Source organism: Streptomyces sp. HUAS MG56, from assembly GCF_058673395.1.
On the sequence record NZ_CM178722.1, the window covers coordinates 551,886 to 571,076 of the forward strand.

Here is a 19,191-nt window from a genome sequence, read left to right on the forward strand (position 1 = left end):
CCGCACCGCAGCCATGACCCGGATGGCCACGCCGCACGACATGGGAGCCTGTCCTCCCGGACACCACCCGGCGGACGGACCGGCCGCCCGAATGCTGCCGTTTCGGCAAGGCGACGGCGCTCGCCGCCCTTGACTCGCCCGAGCCCGGGCACACCGGAACGCGCGCACACGGCCGACCTTCCCAGCCGGGACCTGGCCGCGGGCGGCCGCCCACGACAGCACCCGCACCCGCGCCCCCACGCCACACCGTGCCCTGCCGTGCCAGATGTACACGACGCCCCCGGCAGCGGCAGCCCGACGACGGCCACGAACCGCGCGCGCCCGGCGGGCCGACGCGCCGATGCAGGGCGAGGCGCCGGGCCCGGGTGTCCGTGCGCCAGCGCAGGCTGTGCGCTCGCACATCACGGACAGCCCGGCTGGGGGACGCTCAACTCCTGGGCGCAGAAGGGCGGTCGGGCCCATCGCGCGGGGTCCGGATCACCGTGTCGCGGACGGCGCTGGTGAAGGCGTCGGCCGAGAAGTCGTTCGGCCGGGCGCCGCTCCCCCGCCACTCGGTCGCGCAGGCTGCCGGTGCGCTCATGGCCGTCCTGGCGGACGTCGCCGCGCATCCCGCCCGTACACCGTGCATCCGCTTGTACGGTGCGGGGATCCGCACGCCGCAGACGGCACCGGCACGCCGCCGCGCACGACCGACCGGCCCCGGAGACGGCCGACCCACCGCCGCCCCGCGATCCCCTGCCCGACCGTGCGACGAGCAGGCTTCGGCTCAGCCGTAACACGAATCAGCTCACGACTTTCGCAGCGACACGCCGCCGGAAGTGGATGAGCGGACATCAGTGGATCATCCAGACAGCCTAATAGTCATTCAATCCACCCGTTTTCCCGGTCATTTCGCATCCCAGCCGGGCGGCGGGCGGGGGTCGCGTGTACCCCGATCGGCTCCCTGACCTAGTCCTCCAATATGACTGATATGACCGCTGTGAGTACGTTTGATCGCAGTCGGCTGACGAGCCGGCATCTCCGAGATATCCAGAACAGGAGAAGCGACATGAAGCTCGCTCGTTCCACCATGGTGGTCGCCAGTGTCTCGGCCGCCGCGGCACTCGCCGCGACCGGCATCACCTACGCCTCTGCTGCCTCCGCCCCCACCTCGGTGCCGCAGCCGGCCCGGGCCGCTGCCGCACCGGCTCCTGCACCGGTTGCCGCCCCAGCCGCTGTTCCAGCTGCTGCAGCTCCGGCCGCCGCACCCGAAGCCTCCCTCGACGGCGGCTCCGGACAGAACAAGGGCAACGGAGGCCGCGGCGACGAAGGCCGCGGTGACGAGGGCCGGGGTGACGAGGGCCGGGGTGACCGGGGCCGCGGTGAAGAAGGCCGGGGCCGCGGTGAAGAAGGCCGGGGCCGCGGTCACAGGGAGGGCGGCAGGATCCTGATCAACGAACGGTCCTACTCCGCCCACTCCGGTGCGTGCATCACCGTGGTCAGCGGCCTGGGCGCCAGGACCATCAACGTCCGCAACGACAGCCACAAGCGCGTGGAGGTCTTCCGCGGGGCGGTCTGCGACAACGGCGCTCCCATCGCCACCGTCGGCGCCCACAGCGACAGCTACGGCGTGAACCCGGGTCACACCGAGGGCGTCCACGTCAAGGACGGCGTCGTGGCCAGCTTCCGCGTGAACTGCGACCGCGATGGCGGTTGGGGCGGCGGCTGGGGTGGCGGCGGGGACGACGACTGATCCCGGTCCGCGAGCACACCACGGGGCCCCGGCCCGCCGTAATCGAGCCGGGGCCCCGATCCCCACCATTGTCCGACAACCCACACGTCGTACACACACCGCCGGACCTGGGCACCAGGCATCACACGCCTGGTGCCCGGGCCCGCGTCCCTTCCCTCACCATCCGGTCCAACTGAGGACTTCCACGCCGGACACCCGTCAGGGAATGGTGCCGTACGGGCGGCCACGGCCGCGCCGGACGAACCGCTGACGCGGGCCGGCGAGGTCAAGAGCGCCCGCTGCGGTTGACCGGCCATGTGCCCGGCCAGGCTCCGCGCACTGGCGAACATGCGGATGTCGTCGGCCGCCCACAGCACGAAGTCTTCGACCGATGTCACCTCGTGTCCCGAGACGGCGCGGAAGCGGAAGCGCTTGAGCAGCACGGCCAGGACCAGTTCGGCCTCGGGCCACTACGGGGTCGGGGTGGAACGCCCAGAACGGATAGAAGAACACGGTCCGGCCGAGATCCGGTGGCCGCCGAGCGTGAGCGCACCGGCGGTCTCGCGCGCTCCGTACGGGCCCGGCGGATACAGACGCAGCGACTATTTGAGGACCATTTCCCCGTACGTCAGCCGTCTCAGGTCCGCGTAGTCGGGCACCGTTCGGCCGCCTCGGGGTGGCGGCCGAGCAGGTGCAGAGTCCGGGCCACGGCCGCGGCGGTCGTGTGGTGGGCCGCGAGCAGCACGGCCAGGATGGCCAGGACGGTGTTGCGGATCCGGGCAGGCCGCTGACCGGTCTCGATCAGTGCGCCGATCAGGTCGCTGCGCCGCGTACGGCCGTTCACACGGTGGGCCACGACGACCTGGTCGACCGTGGCGCGCATGCGGGCGAGGGCATGCCGGTCCGCTCGGCGCGTTCCTCCGGGGTGCCCGAAAGCGGCACCTGGTACAGCCGTCCGAGGTAGTCGGTGAGCACCTCCTCGACGTCGGTGACGACGCCGTCCAGGTCCAGGTGCCCGCGCCCAGGGCGTACTCACATTCTTCTGCAGGGCCACGCAGCCGCCGTCGCAGCACCCTTCTCCACAGGGCATGTTCGTCGGCTGGGAGAACGTACGGGTTGCCGTCCTCGAACGGTGGATCGAGGACGGAAAACAGACGCTCCGGCCGCTGATCGAGGTGGGCCGTCGCCTGCAGCAGGACCGGGCAGCGATCGACACCGCGGCGTCGGCGCCGGGAAGCTGGAAGCGCACGACGGGCCCGTACTCGGCGTGCAACCGCAGCTGCTAGATGTGCAGGCCGTCCGCCGCCGCGATCGCGCCGGGTCCGCCGTCCGGCCGGGGCTCAGGACCGGGTGTGGCCACCACGCCTCACCACGCCTCCTTCTGATCGGTGACCGGGTGCTCGGCCCACGCGCGGGCGGAGCGGGAGCACGACCGGCCTCGGCACCGCCAGCCGTGAGGACCGGTACCGCTGCGGACAACGGCGCGGTCGACGCCTCACGGAACCGATGATCGGGGTGCCCTCCTCGACGCACCGCGAGAAGGCGTTCTTCCCGAACGGCGCCGGCGCGGCGTCGAGGGGAACTGGTCGGCGGGGCGCGGCCGTTCCGCGTGGCGACGGTGTCCGCCATGCGGGCAGGCCTCACCCCGGCCCGCCGACCGGGACCTCCCCGTCATGGCCGGGGCGGACCGTGTGTGCGGGCGGACCGACGAGTCGTGGCCGGGCCGGGCGCGGCGTCGGCGAAGGCGCGTTCCCGTGAACTGGGCCTGCACTGCCGGTACTTCGTCCGCAGGCCCCGCGCGGCGCGGTCCTGCACAGCGTCCGCTCGCGCCGTTCGTGACACCGCGTGGTGTGCATGAGTTCGTCGGGCCGTGCACGCACAGGTTCGTCCTGGGCCGGGCACCGGGGCCCGCCGGCAGTACGCCCGCTCCGGGACGGCCCAGAGCCACAGGACTTGGGGATGCGTACGGGCACCGGCCCGGTGCAGTCGGCTCGGCGGTGCGGCTCGGGCCGGTGACCGTCTGCGCGACGTACGCGTCGCGGGCGTACCGGCGCAGGGACGTCAGGAGACGACTGCGGGCAGCGGCCGGGCCCGCCACGATCCGCAGTCGGCCACCCGTGCGGCAGACGGCGCCCACCGCCGACAGGTCCTGACACAGACGGGCCCTGGCACAGGCTGGTCCTGACGCCGTCGGTTCCTGCGGTGAGCCCCCCCCCCATCGCCACGACTCCCTCTCCCCCTTGCCGGACACGCCGCGAGCGCAGAGCCGATCGGATCATCCGAGATGCCGCGATATCCGGAAGGTGATTCCTTGATACCGGCGCGTCCCGGCCCGCGGCCGACGGCCCCTGGCTGGCGGTCCGGCCGGCGAGTTCTTTCCCACGCCTGATCAAGGAGGCTGTCATGGTCAACGCCCCGGACAGGACGCTCAGCGGCAAGGCCGCCTTCGTCGGCGGTGCGTCCCGTAACCTCGGCGGGCTGGTCAGCACCACCCTGGGCGCCGAAGGCTCGAAGGTGGCCGTCCACTACAACAGCGACTCCTCCCGAACCAAGGCCGAGGACATCGTCGCGCAGATCAACACCGGCCCCGGAGAGGCGTTCGCCGTACAAGCCGACCTCACGAAGCCTGCCGAGGTCGAGCGGGTCTTCGACGATGTCATCAACCGGTTCGGCAGGCTCGACTACAGCATCAACACCGCCGGGATGGTGCTGAAGAAGCCCCTCACGCAGATCACCGAGGAGGAGTACGACCGGATGTTCGCCGTCAACTCCAAAGCGGCGTTCTTCGTGATGCGTGAGGCGGCCCGCAGGATCGAGGACGGCGGGAAGATCATCACGGTCGTCACCTCACTGCTGGCCGCCTACACCGGCCTGTACTCCTGCTACGCCGGCAGCAAAGCCCCGGTTGAGCACTTCACCCGCGCCCTGTCGAAGGAACTGTTCGGCCGGAACATCTCGGTCAACACCCTCGCTCCCGGGCCGATGGACACCTCGTTCTTCTACCCGGCCGAGGACGACGACTCCATCGCCTACCACAAGTCCTCGGCCATGAACGGCGACCTCACCAAGATCGAGGACATCGTCCCGTGGGTACGCCATCTGCTCACCGACGGCTGGTGGGCCAACGGCCAGACCCTGTTCGTCAACGGCGGCTACACCACACGGTGACCTGCCCTTCCCGGCTGCTGCCCTCCCCCACAGCACCTCCAGGAACGCCACCCGCCCGTCATGCCGCCCGGTCCTCATCCCGCCCGACCCGGCCGGCAGAGCCCCGCCCGCACCGCCTTCGGCAGCTCCCGCGACACCACGAGCCGCCGCCGACGGCACCGTACTCCACGGCGGTCGCCTCGCGAGCCGGACCGCCGCACCACCGGCGGCCACACGGCCGGCGAACACCCGGTCGCGGCGCACAGCTGGCGTCCGCATCCCGGGCAGGCTGCAGACGGCCCGCAGCGCAAGAAGCAAGGCGCACGTGGGCGGTCGTAAACGGCGGGGGCGCTGAAGAGACCGCGCCCGCCGGGGCATGGGGACATGGAGGCGACGGACGCCGAAGAGCGGGACGACGACGGGCAGGACGCCGCAGGTCGGCATCAAGAACTCAGATCACATGAGGGAGGAGGGCAGCCGGGCCGGTGCCGTGCCTGCCCGGTGCGGGGCCGGCCGGGCGTGAGGCCGGGATCGAGCGCGCCGCCCCCGCAGTGGCCCGACAAGTGCCGACGACGTCGGGCGGGGCGGGCGAGGCGGGCGGTACGGACAGGGCGACGTCAACGGACAGTACGGCAGGAGCGGTGTCTGTCCGGCCGACGCCGGGAAGAAGCCCCGCCCGGCACGGCCACGGCGGGTCGTTCGTCGTGTCCGCGGCGCGCATCTCGGTGAGGAAGCGGTCAGTGCCCTGCGGCGGAGGAGAGCTCCTTCAGGATCGCGCGGGCCCAGTCGTCCGGGGCCGGGGCGGTGAGTCGGGCCGCGAGGCGGGCGGTGTGCAGGCGTCGCTCCCGGGGGGTCATGGTCAGGGCCTGGTGGAGGGTGGCGACCAGGTCGTCGGGCGTGCCGGGATCGGTGAGGAGCGCAGCCCCGCCCAGGTGGGCGGCCAGGCCCGCGTGCCGGGACAGTACGAGGACGCCGCTGCGTCCCGCCGCCGCGCGGCAGGCGACGTACTCCTGTGCCGTGAGGTTCATCCCGTCGGCCAGTGAGGTCACCCAGAAGACGTCCGCCGCAAGGTAGTTGTCCACGATGTGCCCGAAGGGCAGTGTCCGGGGCACATAGTCGACGGGTTGCCAGACATCGGTGCCCCAGCGGGAGTTGAGGTCGGCGATCGCCTGCTCCAGCCGCGTCCGGGTGGCTTCGTAGGCGCGGATGCCCGGTTCGGGGGGCGGGCAGATGAGCCGGAAACGCACCCGGCCCCGGAACTGCGGCGCCCTCTCGAACAGGGCTGCCAGGGCACGGATCTTGTGCACCGGTGCCTTGGCGTAGTCGAGGCGTTCGACGGAGAGCACCAGTTGCCCGTCGCCCCGGGATCGCCGCGCCGCGGCGCGCGAGCCGACGCGGGTCTGTACCGCTTGGTGGTCGATACCCAGCGGATGCACCGCGGTGCGTGGCGGGCGGGCGGTGCCGGCAAGGAGCCGCCGGAAGTTGTCGGCGTCGGCGGTGGTGTGGAAGCCGGCCCAGTCCAGATGCGTGAGTGAGGTGCGCAGCTGACAGGCCACGGGGAGCCGGCGGAAGGTGTCCGGTGCGGGAAAGGGCGTGTGATGGAAGATGCCGATGGTCACGTCGGGGCGGCGTTCTTTGAGCAGGCCGGGGACGAGCCAGAGGTTGTAGTCGTGCAGCCAGACGGTCGCCCCGGGGGCGGCATGGGCGTCGATGTGGTCGCTGAAGGCGGAGTTGACCTCTTCGAAGTCGGCCCAGTGGCGCGTGTCGTGGCGGATCAGGTGGGGTGCGGACACCAGAGCCGGCCACAGGGTCTCCTTGCAGGCGCCGTGGAAGTAGCCCGCCCAGGTATCGGATGCCACGGGCAGCAACGCCAGACGGAGCGCGGTGGGAGGCGTCGGACAGGAACAGCGCGTGAAAGTGGGGACCTGGGCGGGGGCGAGAGCGGAGGCAGGGGCGGGCGCGGGGGCGGTGCCCTGGTCGGTGACGAGTGCGGCCGCCCATACGACGTCTTCGTCGCAGGAACGCGGATCCAGGGCGGAGGTGAGCGTGGGCAGGATCCCGTTGGGGCTGACGGGAGCCTGCCATCCGCGCTGCGACCAACGCAGGGGCGGGCGGTGGTAACCGACTACTACGCGCGAGGGCCTGCTGATCCAGCCGAGGTCTTCGAGGGCCGACAGGATCGCCGCCGCACCGTCCAGTGCCGGGCGGTGCACCCGTGCGCACAGGGGCACGCGAGCGGCCAGGCCGGGTTCGGCGTTGCCCACGACCACGCCGTGGGCGCCCAGGTCGAACAGTGACAGGTCGTTCAGGGAGTCGCCCGCCACGAGCAGGGAACTCAGCGGCCAGTGCCGCATGCGGGCGAGTTCCTGTACGGCCGCCCCTTTGCCCGCGTTCACGGGCAGGACGTCGAAATAGCGGCCGCCGGAGTACGTCCACGAGCAGCCGAGTGCGGCCACCGCCGCTTTCAAGCCCGAGGTCAGGTGCTCGGGCGGCAGGTAGAAGGAACACCGTCCCTCCTGCGCGACCGCGTCCTGATAGGCCAGGCCTGGGAAGCCCTCCAGGGCTGAGCGCACCCGGTCCGTGCCGGGCCATCCGGCGCGCAGCCGCTCCTGGAGGGTCTCGGCACGGCTGCCGTCGGCGGCGTCGACCACGCTGGCCCCGACATCGGCGATGATCCAGCGCGGCACGGGCACCAGCGGGTCGTCGGCCACCATCTCGCGTACGGAGTGCACCGAGCGGCCGGTGGCGAAGACCACGGTGATGCACGGGTGCAGGTCGAGCAGATGGCGAAGCCTTCGACGTGCGCGGCTGTCCCCCGCCAGGAGCGTGCCGTCGAGGTCGGTGACCAGCACCCGCGCGGTGTCGGCGGACGGATCCGGAGCGGCGGGACGAGCGACCCGGCGACGGGGTGTGCACACGGCGTTGACCACCACTCCTCCTCCAACACAACCCATTGTGATGAAATCACGACATATAGTGATATTCTCAGGATCGGGGCGTTCCAGCCAGCCCGCACAGGAGACCCGGAGGCGCTATGCACGACGCCGACCCCGCATGCGAGGAGCTGGTGTCCGCCGCACACGACGTACCGTCAGGCCTGGTCACCCACCTGTTGCACAGCGATGACCCACGCAGCGCCCGGCTCGGACGGGCGATCCGGGCGATCCAGCACGACAGCGCAAACCCGTCGCCGCTGCACCCCGACGACGGAGCCCGCATCATCGACCCGATCACCCACGACCCGGCCTGGTGACCACCAAGCCGAAGGCGTCCCGACGGCCCGGCCGAAACTCGCGGCCCATCGCCACCCGGCCGCGCACACCCACCGCCTCGCAGTCCGCGCCAACGGCTTCCGCCTCGCCCGCCCCGTCGCCCCGATCGCCCCAGGCGCGCGCACGGCAAGGGCACGGCCCGGGATGAACGTGCCCGGCCCGGGAAGGGACAGACGCGCGACGGCCACGAAGCCGACGGGACCAGGAACTGCGCGGGCCGCTGAAAGCCAGCGTGCGGCCAGCGGCCGGCGCGGTACCGGGCCGCACATGCGTGCCGCCGGGACGTGAAGTGGGCTGGCGGGCTGCCGAGTTCATCGCGGCCACCCGCGGCCCAGGAACCGCGCCCCCAGCCCGCAAGGACTCCCCTCGGATCTCCGCAGTACAAAGGAAAACGCCCTGATCGCCGCCTTCCGCAACCTCGCTACTGGCCGATCAGGGCCGACTGAAGAAGGTACTGACCTACCACGTCGTGGACAAACTAATCACTCCGAACGACCTTCCCAAGGGGTCCTTCACGACTCTGGAAGGCGGCAAACTGACCACGTCGGGATCGGGTACCGACTTCAAGGTCAACGGCACGGCACACATCGTCTGCGGCAACATCAAGGTCGCGAACGCCACGGTATACGTCATCGACTCCGTACTGCGGCCGCCGTCCTGACACACCGCAGCGTTCCGGACCGACGGCCCGAGGCCCAGGCACAGTCCGGTTCCCGGACCACAGTGTCCCCGCCCTGGGCTCCGGAAAGACCCGTCAGGCGGCATGCGTGGGTGCCGGGATGACCGCACAGCAGCGCGACCGGACCGTCTGCGCGCGGGCCGCGCACCCTGCACAATCGCCGGACGGGCACCGGCTCACGGCCCGGCAGCCCGCCCGGCGCCCCCCGTCACGACAGCCCGCCCCGACAACACGCCCAGGCGGGTTCGGCGCTCCTCGCCGTACGCCACCAGCCCGGCAAGCCGGCCAGCACCGAACTGCCCGCGTCCCGCCCGCGCCCCGCCTGCGGCCTGCGGCCCGCCCGCGACGGCCGCGTCCTCGCCGCCGCGGGCAAGACACACACCGGCACCCGGACCGGGACGCGGACACCGGCAGGTAGACACCTCGACAAATCGGCAGGTCGGTTCGCACCTGACCTGACCTGACCGCCGCGAGGGTACAGAACGCACGCCTGCCGCCGACGGCACGACGGCGACCATGAGCACCACGACGGCCGCACCGCCTCCCCGGACACCCACGCATCCCACCCGCACGGTCATAGCCGCCCGCCCAAGCCTGCCCCTTCCCCAGCCCGAAGGGCACCTTCCCGGCGACCACCGGAGAAGCCGGCGATGGACATTCGCGCCAGGGACCCGCAACGCCCACGCCCTGAACAAGACACTGCTGCGGCACGCGGGCAGCAACCCACCGCACCCCTCCTTCCGCGCGACCAGCAGCTGTTGTCGCCGACGGGAATCCGGACACCCGCCCCACCGGGACCGGCGTACGGCCGGGAAGAACCTCCACACGCCGAAGCGCGGCGAGCCGCAGGGCAACCGCGCCGGCCCGTACGACGTCCAGAAGATGCCTCCGTCGTACACGGCCACCACCGTGTACGGCGCCGACATGCATCCCGGTCACGGCGCACAGCCCGGCACGCTCCCTTGCCTTCCCACGCCACGACGGGACGTACGTCACTCCAACCACACGTCAAGGTCGTGACGGCCCACCCGCTCCCGGCCGCGGCCGCATCCCCGCCGCCAGGACTCTCGGCCACACACCCCCAAGCCGGGCCCCGACGGCCTCGGCCCCGGCAAAGCGACTGCCCACCACAACCCGCGCCATGCACAGACCAACCCGGCCGCCTAGACGCGGGACCTGCCGTCAACAACTGGACGGCCTGGCCCACGAGCAACGAAAGATCCTCATCCCCGACGTCACCTGCCGCGAGAGCTGCTGACCACGGAAACACCGGCGACGAACAACCGGCCACAGCGCACGGCATGGAACACGCCACCGCTCAGGCCACGCGCCCCGGCACCGTCCGCCGACGGGCACCTGACACACCCTCCGCGGCCCAGCTCCGCACGGCACCACGAATGTCCACCCATTCAGCCGATAACAGGCGACAAGCCATAACCCATGGAGTTTCACAAACGTTTCACACCGCGCGGGCATGTACCCGCAATCACCTCCGAAAGGCAGAATCTCATGAAACGGGTCACCCGCAACGGTGCGATCGCCCTCGCCGTCGCCTCGGGCGCGATGGCTGTCGCGGGACCGGCACACGCAGACTCCACGGCAGACGGCTCCACAAACGACTCCCCCGGACTGATCTCCGGCAACACGATCCAGCTGCCCGTACACGTCCCGGTGAACATCTGCGGCAACACCATCGACGTCGTCGGCTTCCTCAACCCCGCCGCAGGCAACAGCTGCACCAACCAGGAACACAGCACCCGCACCGGGACACCGAGCCGGGCCACCGCCTCCGGCCGCACACAGGACTCGCCGGGCGTCCTCTCCGGCAACGGCCTCCAACTGCCGGTCCAGCTACCCCTCAACGTGAGCGGCAACACGGTCGACGTGGCCGGCATCGCCAATCCCGTCTTCGGCAACACATCCGCGAACTCCCCCAGCAGTCAGCCAAGCGAACCGACCCGCACCACACCCGAGCCGCCCGCCCGCACCACACCGCCCGCCCGGCCGGTGCCGCCCACCCCGGCGGTGCCCCACGAACCGCACACGGCGCATCTCACGCCCCACACGATCACGCAGAAGCAGACAGAGGATTCCCTCGCTCAGACCGGCGCTGACGGTATCTGGACAGCCGCCGCCGCAAGCATCACAGCCCTGATCGGCGGAGGAACGCTCTACCGCCGCTTCCGCCCACCGACCACACGCTGAGAAGAACAGCAGCGCGCAGGCCACCTGCACCCCATCACCCGGCATACCCCCACCAAGGATCCGGCCTGGCCGGCAGCCGCACACACGGCACCGGCCAGGCCGACATCCCTCGCCCGACGACGCGGCAACCCGGCAGTCCGGCACCCGGCGGCCCGGCACCCGGCGGCCCGGAACTGAACGGGACCCGCCAGCACCACCCCGACACCCACCAGCAGGCCGGCCCCTGCCCGCACCGCGCCCGCCACTCCCGCCGCGTTCCCCCTCGGACACCGGACCACAGACACCCACCTCCGGACGCCTACATCGAGCAGCCGGGCATGGTCTGGTTCGGACCACGGCGCCACCCGGCATGAACGACCCCGTGTCTCGCGCGGTCGCACCAAGGCAACGCGCGCTTCCCGGCACCGACCGACGCCGTCTCCGACCGGGCCGAGCCGGGCCGCAGGACCCGTACACGGCGCAGCGCCCACGACCGTCCAGCAGCCTTACGGGCTGCCCCTCACCCGGCGGTGCCCTTCCGTACGGCAACTACCGTCACGGGGTCCGGCGCGACGGCGTAACCAGCCCAAAGGCGGCCCGCCCGGGCACCTGTACCGACCCACCCTTCCTGCCCTTTCCACCCAAGACTGCTGCGGTGGAGTGACAAGTAGTACGGCACCCGTGGACGTTAACGATATGACGAGCTGATTTCTCATAGTTTCTACCAGGATTCGGATATCCCGGCCGGCAGGAGGCTGCCCGCGCCCGCCACTCACGGAGGTCACCGGATGAACCATCGCCCCTGGGTCGCAGCACCACTGGCCAGCGCAGCCATCGCCCTCGCATCCTCACCGGCCCACGCCACCGCGCCCGCAACCGCGACCGCGACCGCACGGCACACCCCCGCCTCTGTCCGGCTGCACGAAGGGGACCGCGACCACGACCACCACAACCCCTGGCGCGACTGCCGCAGCCACCGCCGCGTCGTCCTCATCGAACCGACCATCAGAGCGTTCCTCACCAACGGCCACCGCGGGCCCGAAGCCCTCGTCCTGCAGGGCACCCCGAAATCCACACCCTGGTCACCGGAACAGCCCTGGTCGACCTTCACCGTCTCCACCTTCCTGAGCGTGAACTACCCCACCCAGACCTCCGGACAGTACGAATTCGCCATCCGCGACTTCTTCCGAATCCACCCCCTCTTCGTCGTGAAAACCTACGACAACCACAAACGCGCCTTCCCCTTCCCCGAAGCCCACTGCAACGACCACAACCACGACGACGACAGCGAAGACCGCGCCGGTCCACACGGCGGCACCAGCCCCTCCACCTCCCCCTCACCCCGCAAAGACGCCCCCGCGGACACGGCCGCCCGCTGGAGCACCGGCCTCCTGAGCACCCAGCACATCCTCATCGCAGCAGGCGGACTGCTCATGCTCCTCGGCATGCTCGCCACCGCCTGGCACCGCCGACACCGCTCCGACGACTGACACCCGCCCCAAAAGACGGCAGCACCCCGGTCCCCGACCTCACACCACGTCAGGAACCCGAGATGCTGCCGCACCACGTCGGACACTCCCGCACTCCGGGTCGGGAACCAGAGATGCCGGCACCCCAGTCGTACAAGCCACCGAACGCCCCACCCCCGAAAAGAGAGTCGAACCGGCCACGCCCGGACGGCGCCGCACCCGCACACGCGTCTCCGACAGCCCACCCGGCCACCGAACACACCAGCGTGTCATCCCGCGAAGCGGCAAGAATCGCCTGCGCAAGACCCGCCGTGCATGCAGCCTCGGCAAGACCCGTTGCGCACTCGGCCCGGCCACCGTCCTCCGCCACCGCTGCGCCGGCCCCGGCATGCAGGCTGGCACCAGGAGACGGCACGCCCGCCTCCCCCTGCCGCACCTCCGGTGAACGCGCGCCACCACCGGCACCACCGCCCACCGCAGGCCTCCCCGCAGAACCCGCCTGAACCAACCGCCCCCCACGGCGATGCCGCAGAGCGCCGAGACCGCCCGAAGCGGCCGAACGACCCGACACAGCCCCACGGCCGCGGCCCTCTAAGCTGCCCAGCCCCGCAGAAGAACCACCACCCCCACCCGAAGAACCCGACCCACCCGAAGAACCCGGCGAACCCGAAGAACCCGGCGAACCAGAGGGACTCGGCGAACCCGAAGAACTCGCCGCACCAGAAGAAGTCGGACGAGGATCAAGAGGACACAACACAGCGGGATCCTTCACCCCGAAACTCAGACCCCACTCCCTGTCACACCCACCCCAATACGCCCTCACCCAACCGCAATACGGACCCTCATACCGACGACACGACCAACCCGCCCCCTCCCAGCCCGGATCCGCAAACGGCAACCCCGACGCCCCACCCTCACCCCACGAAGCCCCCACCGCACCGACCATACGAACCTGCCCGACCCCCGAACCCCGCGACACCCAATCCGTGAAGAACAACGGCAACCCAATGACAGAGGCAGAAACCGCCACCGTCGCAGCAGCGAAAACAGACCGAGCCACTCGCACGACAGCTCCTCCCGACAACACAGCCAGCAAAAACAGCAACAAACCCTGCGCACCAGCGCCGCCACCGCTGGCGCCGAAGCCGAACATATGGTTTACAGACCACCCAACAATCAACGAACCACCAAACAGAGGACCATCCTCCACACAAATCACCCAAAGAGCCCCCCAGCACCCAGCGCGGCGACGCAAGGTGCACTGAGGGGACCGTACTCATCCGCTCGGCAAACCGACCGAAGCACGCCACACGTGAAGCACTCAGGCACGCTGCAGTGGGTCGGCGAGACGGGATATGTTCGAGCCCGGACTCGCCATTGAGAGGAACCCACCATGGCCTTCGAACGCATTGGCCCGCCCCTGTTCGGTACGGAGCGTGAAACACTGCGGGCGTTCCTGGACTTCCACCGGGCGACGCTCGCGATGAAGTGCGAGGGCCTGACGGAGGAACAACTCAAGGAGCGGTCGAGCCCGCCGTCGACCCTCTCGCTGCTCGCCTTGGTCCGCCACATGGCCGAGGTCGAACGTGCCTGGTTTCGCAGGGTGTTCGACGACAACACCGCCCCGATGGTCTGGTCGCAGAAGGAATTCGATTTCCAGGCCGCCTACGACATCACGGACGCGAGCGCCGAGGAGGCGTTCGCGGTGTGGGAGGCCGAGGTCGAGCACTCACGCCGCATCGAGCGGAGCGCCGAGTCTCTGGACCTTGCCGGGCACCAGCCGCGCTGGGGCGAGGACGTTTCCTTGCGGATGGTGATGCTCCACATGATTCTTGAGTACGGCCGCCACAACGGCCACGCGGACTTCCTCCGCGAAGGCGTGGACGGCACGGTCGGCGCCTGACCCGAGCACCGGCACCGGACACAGAGCTCCCCCCTCCCTCAAGGGCTCGGAGATCACAGCCTCGCCACAGTGGTCATGCTGCTCGTAGCAGGCGGGCCACGTGGTCGCCGGCCTCTCTGGCAAAGGGGGCGGGTGGTTCGAGAAACCGGTCTCCTCAGACCGCCCCGACGGGTACCGCTGCACACGGCCGTGCTCCCGGCACCCGCTCGGGGCACTGCGCTCCACACTCCCACGCCCGAAACGGTGCGGCCCGCTACGGAGGCGGCTCCACGGTGATGTGTGGCGACAGCGCGTGCAGGAAGTCGGGCACGTCGTTCGTGGCCACCCGCCCATCGCCGTGGTGATCAGCAGGCCGCCGAAGTGACCGAAGAAGGCCATGACCGGTACGATCACCGTCCCTGCGGCCCGGGCCGGGGCCTGGCCGGTGAAGTGCGCGCAGGTGTTGGCGTTGGCCTCGGTCGTGGTGGCCACGTCGAGATACGGGATACCGGCCCGCCAAGCCTCCTCGGTCGCAGCGGCGCCCGTCGCGGCGAGAGGGGACGCACAGTTGATCAAGGCCGCCGCGCCGGCCAGCGAGCGGTCCAGCGAGGCACGGTCCTCGACCGATGCCGGGCGAGCCTCCAGCCCGGGTTCGTACGCCAGCGCCTTCAGGTTGCCGAGGCCGCAGCCCGAGCGGACCCGCACGAACCCACGCTCCCCTCCCTCACCGCTTCTCGGTCTGCGGGCCGAGTGCCGTGCAGGTCGGCCGGTTTCGTCTGGAGCCCGACCACGGACTTGACCACCCGACGCGCGCCGACACCCTCATGGTCCCGGCCTGGGCCGACATCGACCAGGACCCGCCGGGCGAGCTGATCGAGCCGGTACTCACGGCCCACGAGGCGGGCGGCGACGAGCACGGACACTTTGGCGCCGGAGACGGGGCGGGACCAACGCCGCCGCGACGAGCGCCGCTTCACGGCCCGTGCCTGTCGAGATCGGCGGGACCGAGTCAGCGCCGAGCTGTTGCAGGCCAAGGCCCTGTGAGGCACTACGGAATGCTCCCCGGCCCGGGGCGGTGCCGCCGCCTGGTCAGCGAGTGGCGTTCTCGGCGGCCGGCTTCGTCGCAGCCAGTGGACGCTGCACTGTGGTAACGGATCGCAGCACGGTGGCGGCGAGCAGAAGAGCGACGGCGACGAGGCCCGAGCCGATGCGGAAGGCAAGCTGGTAACCACCCGTGAGCGCTGAGGTGTTGGTGGACCCGTCGACCAGCAGGGATTCGGTGTGCGAGGTGGCGAGCGTGCTGAGGACCGCCAGGCCGAAGGCGCTGCCGATCTGTTGCATGGTGTTGAACATGCCGGAGGCGATCCCCGAGTCCTGGGGCGTGGCCGCTGACATCGCGAGCGTGGCCAGAGACGGCATCGCGAGGCCGAAGCCGATGCCGAGCGGCAGCAGGGCGGGCAGGACGTCCACGGCGTAGCTCCCGCCTGCCGGTACACGGCCGAGGACGGCGAGACCCGCCGCGATGAGCGAGAGTCCTGGCAGCAGTACGGCACGGGGGCCGAAGCGCGCGATCAGCTTGGGCGAGAGGCCGAGGGACAGGGCGCCGATCGCGACCGAGACCGGGAAGATGCCGAGGCCGGTGTGTATCTCGTCGAAGCCGAGCACCTTCTGCAGGTAGAGCACGCACAGGAACTGGAAACTGAACATGCCGGCCACCATGAGGGCCTGGATGCCCATCGCTCCTGAGACGTTGCGTGCGCGGAACACACGCAGTGGCAGGAGCGGGTGGGTTGCCTTTGCCTGGCGGACGACGAATGCCAGGAGCAGGGCGAGTGCCGCTGCGCCGAAGCTGGTCGTGTGTGTGGAAGTCCAACCGTAGTCCGTGGTCTCGACGATCGTGTAGACGCTGAGCATCAGTGCGGAGGTGACGAGGAGCGCGCCCACGACGTCCGTTCCCTTGTCGAGGGCGACACCGTGCTCGGACGCGAGCACGCGCCCGGCCGACAGCGCGGCCACGATGCCGATCGGGACGTTGACGAAGAAGATCCAGTGCCAGCTGATGGCCTGCGTCAGGGCGCCGCCGGCGAGGAGGCCCATCGAGCCACCGGCGGACTGGACGAAGCTGTAGACGCCGATGGCCTTGGCGCGCTCCTTCGGCTGCGGGAACAGGGTCACGACCATGCCGAGGGTGACGGCGGAGGTCACCGCGCCGCCGATGCCCTGCACGAACCGGGAGGCGAGCAGCACCGCCGGTTCCTGGGACACACCGCACAGCAGTGAGGCGGCCGTGAAGAGGCACAGACCGGCGATGAAGACGCGCTTGCGTCCGATGAGGTCGCCGAGCCGCCCGGCAAGCAGCAGCAGACCGCCGAAGGGGACCAGATAGGCATTGACCACCCAGGCCAGGCCCGACGAGGAGAAGCCGAGGTCCTGTTGGATGGAGGGCAGGGCCACGTTCACGATGGTCCCGTCGAGGATGACCATCAACTGCCCGGCACACAACACGGCCAGGGCCGACCAACGTGATGTCTCTGCTGCCGCGTTGGATCTGCGCACGTGAATTCCTTCCAATGGTGCACGACTTGTTACAGCAGTCATGTTCTGTAACCATGACGTGCCGCGGAAGGAGGCACTTTCATGTCACGCAGTCACACCGATGTGTCCGACCAGGTCGGCAACGAGGCGTGCCCGATCACCGAGGTCCTCGACCACGTCGCGGGCAAGTGGAGCATCGGAATCCTCGTCGCCGCCGCACATGGACCGGTTCGGTTCACCGAGTTGGAACGCAGCATCGCAGGCATCAGCCGACGCATGCTCACCTTGAACCTGCGCAAGCTGGAACGCGACGGCCTGCTCGTCCGGACCGTCTACCCCACCGTGCCGCCCAAGGTGGAGTACAGCCTCACCCCCATGGCCCGCGAACTCCACGCAACCCTCACCGGGCTCGTCGGCTGGGCAGAGCGCCACCGAGCAGACATCACCGCCGCCCGCACCACCTACGACGCCACCACGACACCGGCTTCCTGACACCTACCTGCGCGACCGATGTCTGCTCAGAGCCCTGCCCCCTCGCGTCAATAAGGGCTGTGCATGGTGAGAAAGCGAATCTCAAGGTCGGTTTCGAGATAGTCCATGCGCCGTTCCCAGAAAGCCCGCATGTGCGGGAGGGCCAGGTGGGCGTCGAGATCTGCCTCTGAACGCCATGCCTCGTAGAACACGAAGACTCCGGGTTCGTCGCGATCTTCGTGGAAGTGGTACTCCAGGCAGCCGGCTTCCTGCCGGGTCGGCTCGACGAACGACAGCAGCAACTGCTTCAGCTCCGCGGCCCGTTCGAGCTTGGGGCGGGCAGTGCCGACGAGGGTGAACGGCTGAGTCATGGGTCTCTCCCTCTACATAGGTACGATCAGATTCGTACCTTGGCACGCTAGCGAAATGGAAAGGTATGATGCAAGCCGTACCTTAGGGCTGTGACCGGGAGACTCTCGTATGCGCGACGAAGAAGGCCACCCGTCCGTCGAGGAGATCGAGCTCGGCCCGGTGCTCGCCGCGCTGGCGGACCCGCTGCGCCGCCGGGTGGTGCGCGAGTTGGCGCTCGCGCCCGACGGCACCGCGCGGACGTGCAGCTCGTTCGGATTGCCGGTGTCCAAGGCGACGGTCACCCACCACTTCCGCACGCTGCGCGAGGCCGGTCTGATCCGGCAGGTCGACCGCGGCAACAGCCGTATGGCCAGCCTCCGCCGGACCGACATCGAGCTGCGCTTCCCCGGGCTCCTGGACATCGTGAGCGCCGAGACACCATCGTGAGCGCGGGGACGGTGGTCCGCGGACGTACAGCGGAAGAGTCATGAGCACCCGGTACGGGCCGGATTCCGATCTTGATCACGGCAGCCATGACCACTCCCGTACGGAGCCTCGTGTCACGGCGGTCCCACGGCGACGTCTCCTGATCGCGTGACCCGAACAGCCAGAAGACGGCGAAACCATGGTCGGCGATCCGGAATCGAACGAGAACTCCGTTCAGCTCACCGCAGTGCGCGAACGCTCACGGCGGCGTGCGATCACCGGTCCGCGACGAAGTCGGCATCGCGAGCCGGAAGCCCCCCAAGAGCCCCACCGGGCATCAGCGTCGCCGAGGCCGCGCGCGTGCAATCGCGTGCGAAGGCGTTGGCGCCCTGCCCTCTCTCATCCCCTCGCGCACGTCCCACGTATTCCAACACCCCATTGGTTGCCCGGTGTTGACCTCCACGCGATGCTTGCTTGCCTACGCGCCCCGGGTGACCGGATGCGGTGTCAGCGAGGGGGCGGCTGCCGATGCGGGTGCGAACTTGGGCGAGGGGCACCTCGCCTGGGCCGCCACCATCGCCGCGGGGCCTGACGCAGCAGCTGCTGGACTCGCTGCGGAGGGCGGCCCGGATCGCGGTTGCTGGGCGTGGTGGGGCAAGTCGCAGCCGCCACGGACCTGCGGTGGCGCCGCCCGGCGTCAGCTCCACGAGACAGCGGTGCACACCTACGACGCCCAGCTCACCGTGGGCGCCCCGCAGCCGCTGCCGGAAGAGGTGGCGCTGGACAGCTGGCTCTCCGGCGACGGCGCACGGGTCGCCCGCCTGCCCTCACTCGGCACGATGCCCGCCGTCCCCACCACCGACGAGGACACGGACGCGGCCGACGCCACCGCCCGAGGCATGGCCAGTGAGCTCGTCCTCGCCTTCTACAGCCGAATTCCGTTGGACTCCCTGAAGCTCGGCGGCAACCGACGTCTCTTCGATCAACTCGTGGACTGGGACCCGGAGCCGTAGGCCGCGACGGTGCGCCGACCGCTTCATCGAGGACCTGCCGGACGGCCGTGA

General features: G+C 70.3%; 15 protein-coding genes and 1 pseudogene. 11 read left to right on the plus strand and 5 right to left on the minus strand.

The features are described 5' to 3' along the window. Window positions 1–427 precede the first annotated feature (427 nt). Window positions 428–580 carry a hypothetical protein gene (locus AC4OXY_RS02755; protein ID WP_376289800.1) on the minus strand — a complete coding sequence of 51 codons (153 nt, stop codon included), beginning with the start codon at window positions 578–580 and terminating at the stop codon, window positions 428–430. Window positions 581–1,048: 468 nt separating this feature from the next. Between AC4OXY_RS02755 and AC4OXY_RS02760 the strand changes: the two genes are divergently transcribed. Then, window positions 1,049–1,732 carry a hypothetical protein gene (locus tag AC4OXY_RS02760; protein WP_491993045.1) on the plus strand — a complete coding sequence of 228 codons (684 nt, stop codon included), beginning with the start codon at window positions 1,049–1,051 and terminating at the stop codon, window positions 1,730–1,732. A 616-nt stretch (window positions 1,733–2,348) separates the two neighbouring features. Here AC4OXY_RS02760 and AC4OXY_RS02765 read toward each other — a convergent pair. Continuing rightward, window positions 2,349–2,594 carry a cytochrome P450 gene (locus tag AC4OXY_RS02765; protein ID WP_376289804.1) on the minus strand — a complete coding sequence of 82 codons (246 nt, stop codon included), beginning with the start codon at window positions 2,592–2,594 and terminating at the stop codon, window positions 2,349–2,351. A gap of 205 nt (window positions 2,595–2,799) precedes the next feature. Here AC4OXY_RS02765 and AC4OXY_RS02770 point away from each other — a divergent pair, with 205 nt between their 5' ends. Both AC4OXY_RS02770 and AC4OXY_RS02775 read left to right on the plus strand, forming a co-directional pair. Next, window positions 2,800–2,997, plus strand: coding sequence for a hypothetical protein (locus tag AC4OXY_RS02770; RefSeq protein ID WP_376289806.1), 198 nt, complete (start codon window positions 2,800–2,802; stop codon window positions 2,995–2,997). 1,117 nt (window positions 2,998–4,114) lie between these two features. Beyond that, complete coding sequence (locus AC4OXY_RS02775; RefSeq protein ID WP_491993046.1) at window positions 4,115–4,879, plus strand: SDR family oxidoreductase; 765 nt, start codon at window positions 4,115–4,117, stop codon at window positions 4,877–4,879. 716 nt (window positions 4,880–5,595) lie between these two features. Here the strand turns inward: AC4OXY_RS02775 and AC4OXY_RS02780 are convergent. After that, on the minus strand, window positions 5,596–7,788 hold the full coding sequence (locus AC4OXY_RS02780) for a trehalose-6-phosphate synthase (protein ID WP_491993047.1): 2,193 nt from the start codon (window positions 7,786–7,788) through the stop codon (window positions 5,596–5,598). Between the two features lie 104 nt (window positions 7,789–7,892). On the opposite strand from AC4OXY_RS02780, the gene AC4OXY_RS02785 reads away from it, so the two are divergent. From AC4OXY_RS02785 to AC4OXY_RS02805, 5 genes and pseudogenes are all read left to right on the plus strand, one after another. Then, on the plus strand, window positions 7,893–8,111 hold the full coding sequence (locus AC4OXY_RS02785) for a hypothetical protein (protein ID WP_356039098.1): 219 nt from the start codon (window positions 7,893–7,895) through the stop codon (window positions 8,109–8,111). Between the two features lie 437 nt (window positions 8,112–8,548). Then, a pseudogene (locus tag AC4OXY_RS02790) lies at window positions 8,549–8,791 on the plus strand (fasciclin domain-containing protein); the annotation flags it as partial. Between the two features lie 1,527 nt (window positions 8,792–10,318). Next, entirely contained in the window at window positions 10,319–11,014 is a 696-nt protein-coding gene (locus tag AC4OXY_RS02795) for a chaplin (protein ID WP_402066278.1), read from the plus strand. Window positions 11,015–11,781: 767 nt separating this feature from the next. Further along, a complete protein-coding gene (locus AC4OXY_RS02800) occupies window positions 11,782–12,483 on the plus strand; it encodes a hypothetical protein (protein WP_491993048.1) in 702 nt (233 codons plus the stop codon). A gap of 1,372 nt (window positions 12,484–13,855) precedes the next feature. After that, window positions 13,856–14,365: a DinB family protein gene (locus AC4OXY_RS02805; RefSeq protein ID WP_356038456.1), complete on the plus strand. Its 510-nt coding sequence runs from the start codon at window positions 13,856–13,858 to the stop codon at window positions 14,363–14,365. 1,068 nt (window positions 14,366–15,433) lie between these two features. On the opposite strand, the gene AC4OXY_RS02810 is transcribed toward AC4OXY_RS02805, so the two are convergent. After that, window positions 15,434–16,942 (minus strand): MFS transporter, encoded by a 1,509-nt coding sequence (locus AC4OXY_RS02810; protein ID WP_491993049.1) that lies wholly within the window; start codon window positions 16,940–16,942, stop codon window positions 15,434–15,436. Between the two features lie 39 nt (window positions 16,943–16,981). On the opposite strand from AC4OXY_RS02810, the gene AC4OXY_RS02815 reads away from it, so the two are divergent. Beyond that, the gene (locus tag AC4OXY_RS02815) at window positions 16,982–17,371 is read left to right on the plus strand and encodes a winged helix-turn-helix transcriptional regulator (RefSeq protein ID WP_491993050.1); all 390 of its coding nucleotides are present in this window, start codon (window positions 16,982–16,984) and stop codon (window positions 17,369–17,371) included. Window positions 17,372–17,418: 47 nt separating this feature from the next. Here the strand turns inward: AC4OXY_RS02815 and AC4OXY_RS02820 are convergent, their stop codons facing one another. Further along, window positions 17,419–17,721 (minus strand): putative quinol monooxygenase, encoded by a 303-nt coding sequence (locus AC4OXY_RS02820; RefSeq protein WP_356038465.1) that lies wholly within the window; start codon window positions 17,719–17,721, stop codon window positions 17,419–17,421. A 109-nt stretch (window positions 17,722–17,830) separates the two neighbouring features. Between AC4OXY_RS02820 and AC4OXY_RS02825 the strand changes: the two genes are divergently transcribed. Further along, on the plus strand, window positions 17,831–18,148 hold the full coding sequence (locus tag AC4OXY_RS02825) for an ArsR/SmtB family transcription factor (RefSeq protein ID WP_356038468.1): 318 nt from the start codon (window positions 17,831–17,833) through the stop codon (window positions 18,146–18,148). A gap of 470 nt (window positions 18,149–18,618) precedes the next feature. After that, window positions 18,619–19,140, plus strand: a complete 522-nt coding sequence (locus AC4OXY_RS02830) for a maleylpyruvate isomerase N-terminal domain-containing protein (RefSeq protein WP_491993051.1) — start codon at window positions 18,619–18,621, stop codon at window positions 19,138–19,140. Window positions 19,141–19,191: the final 51 nt, after the last annotated feature.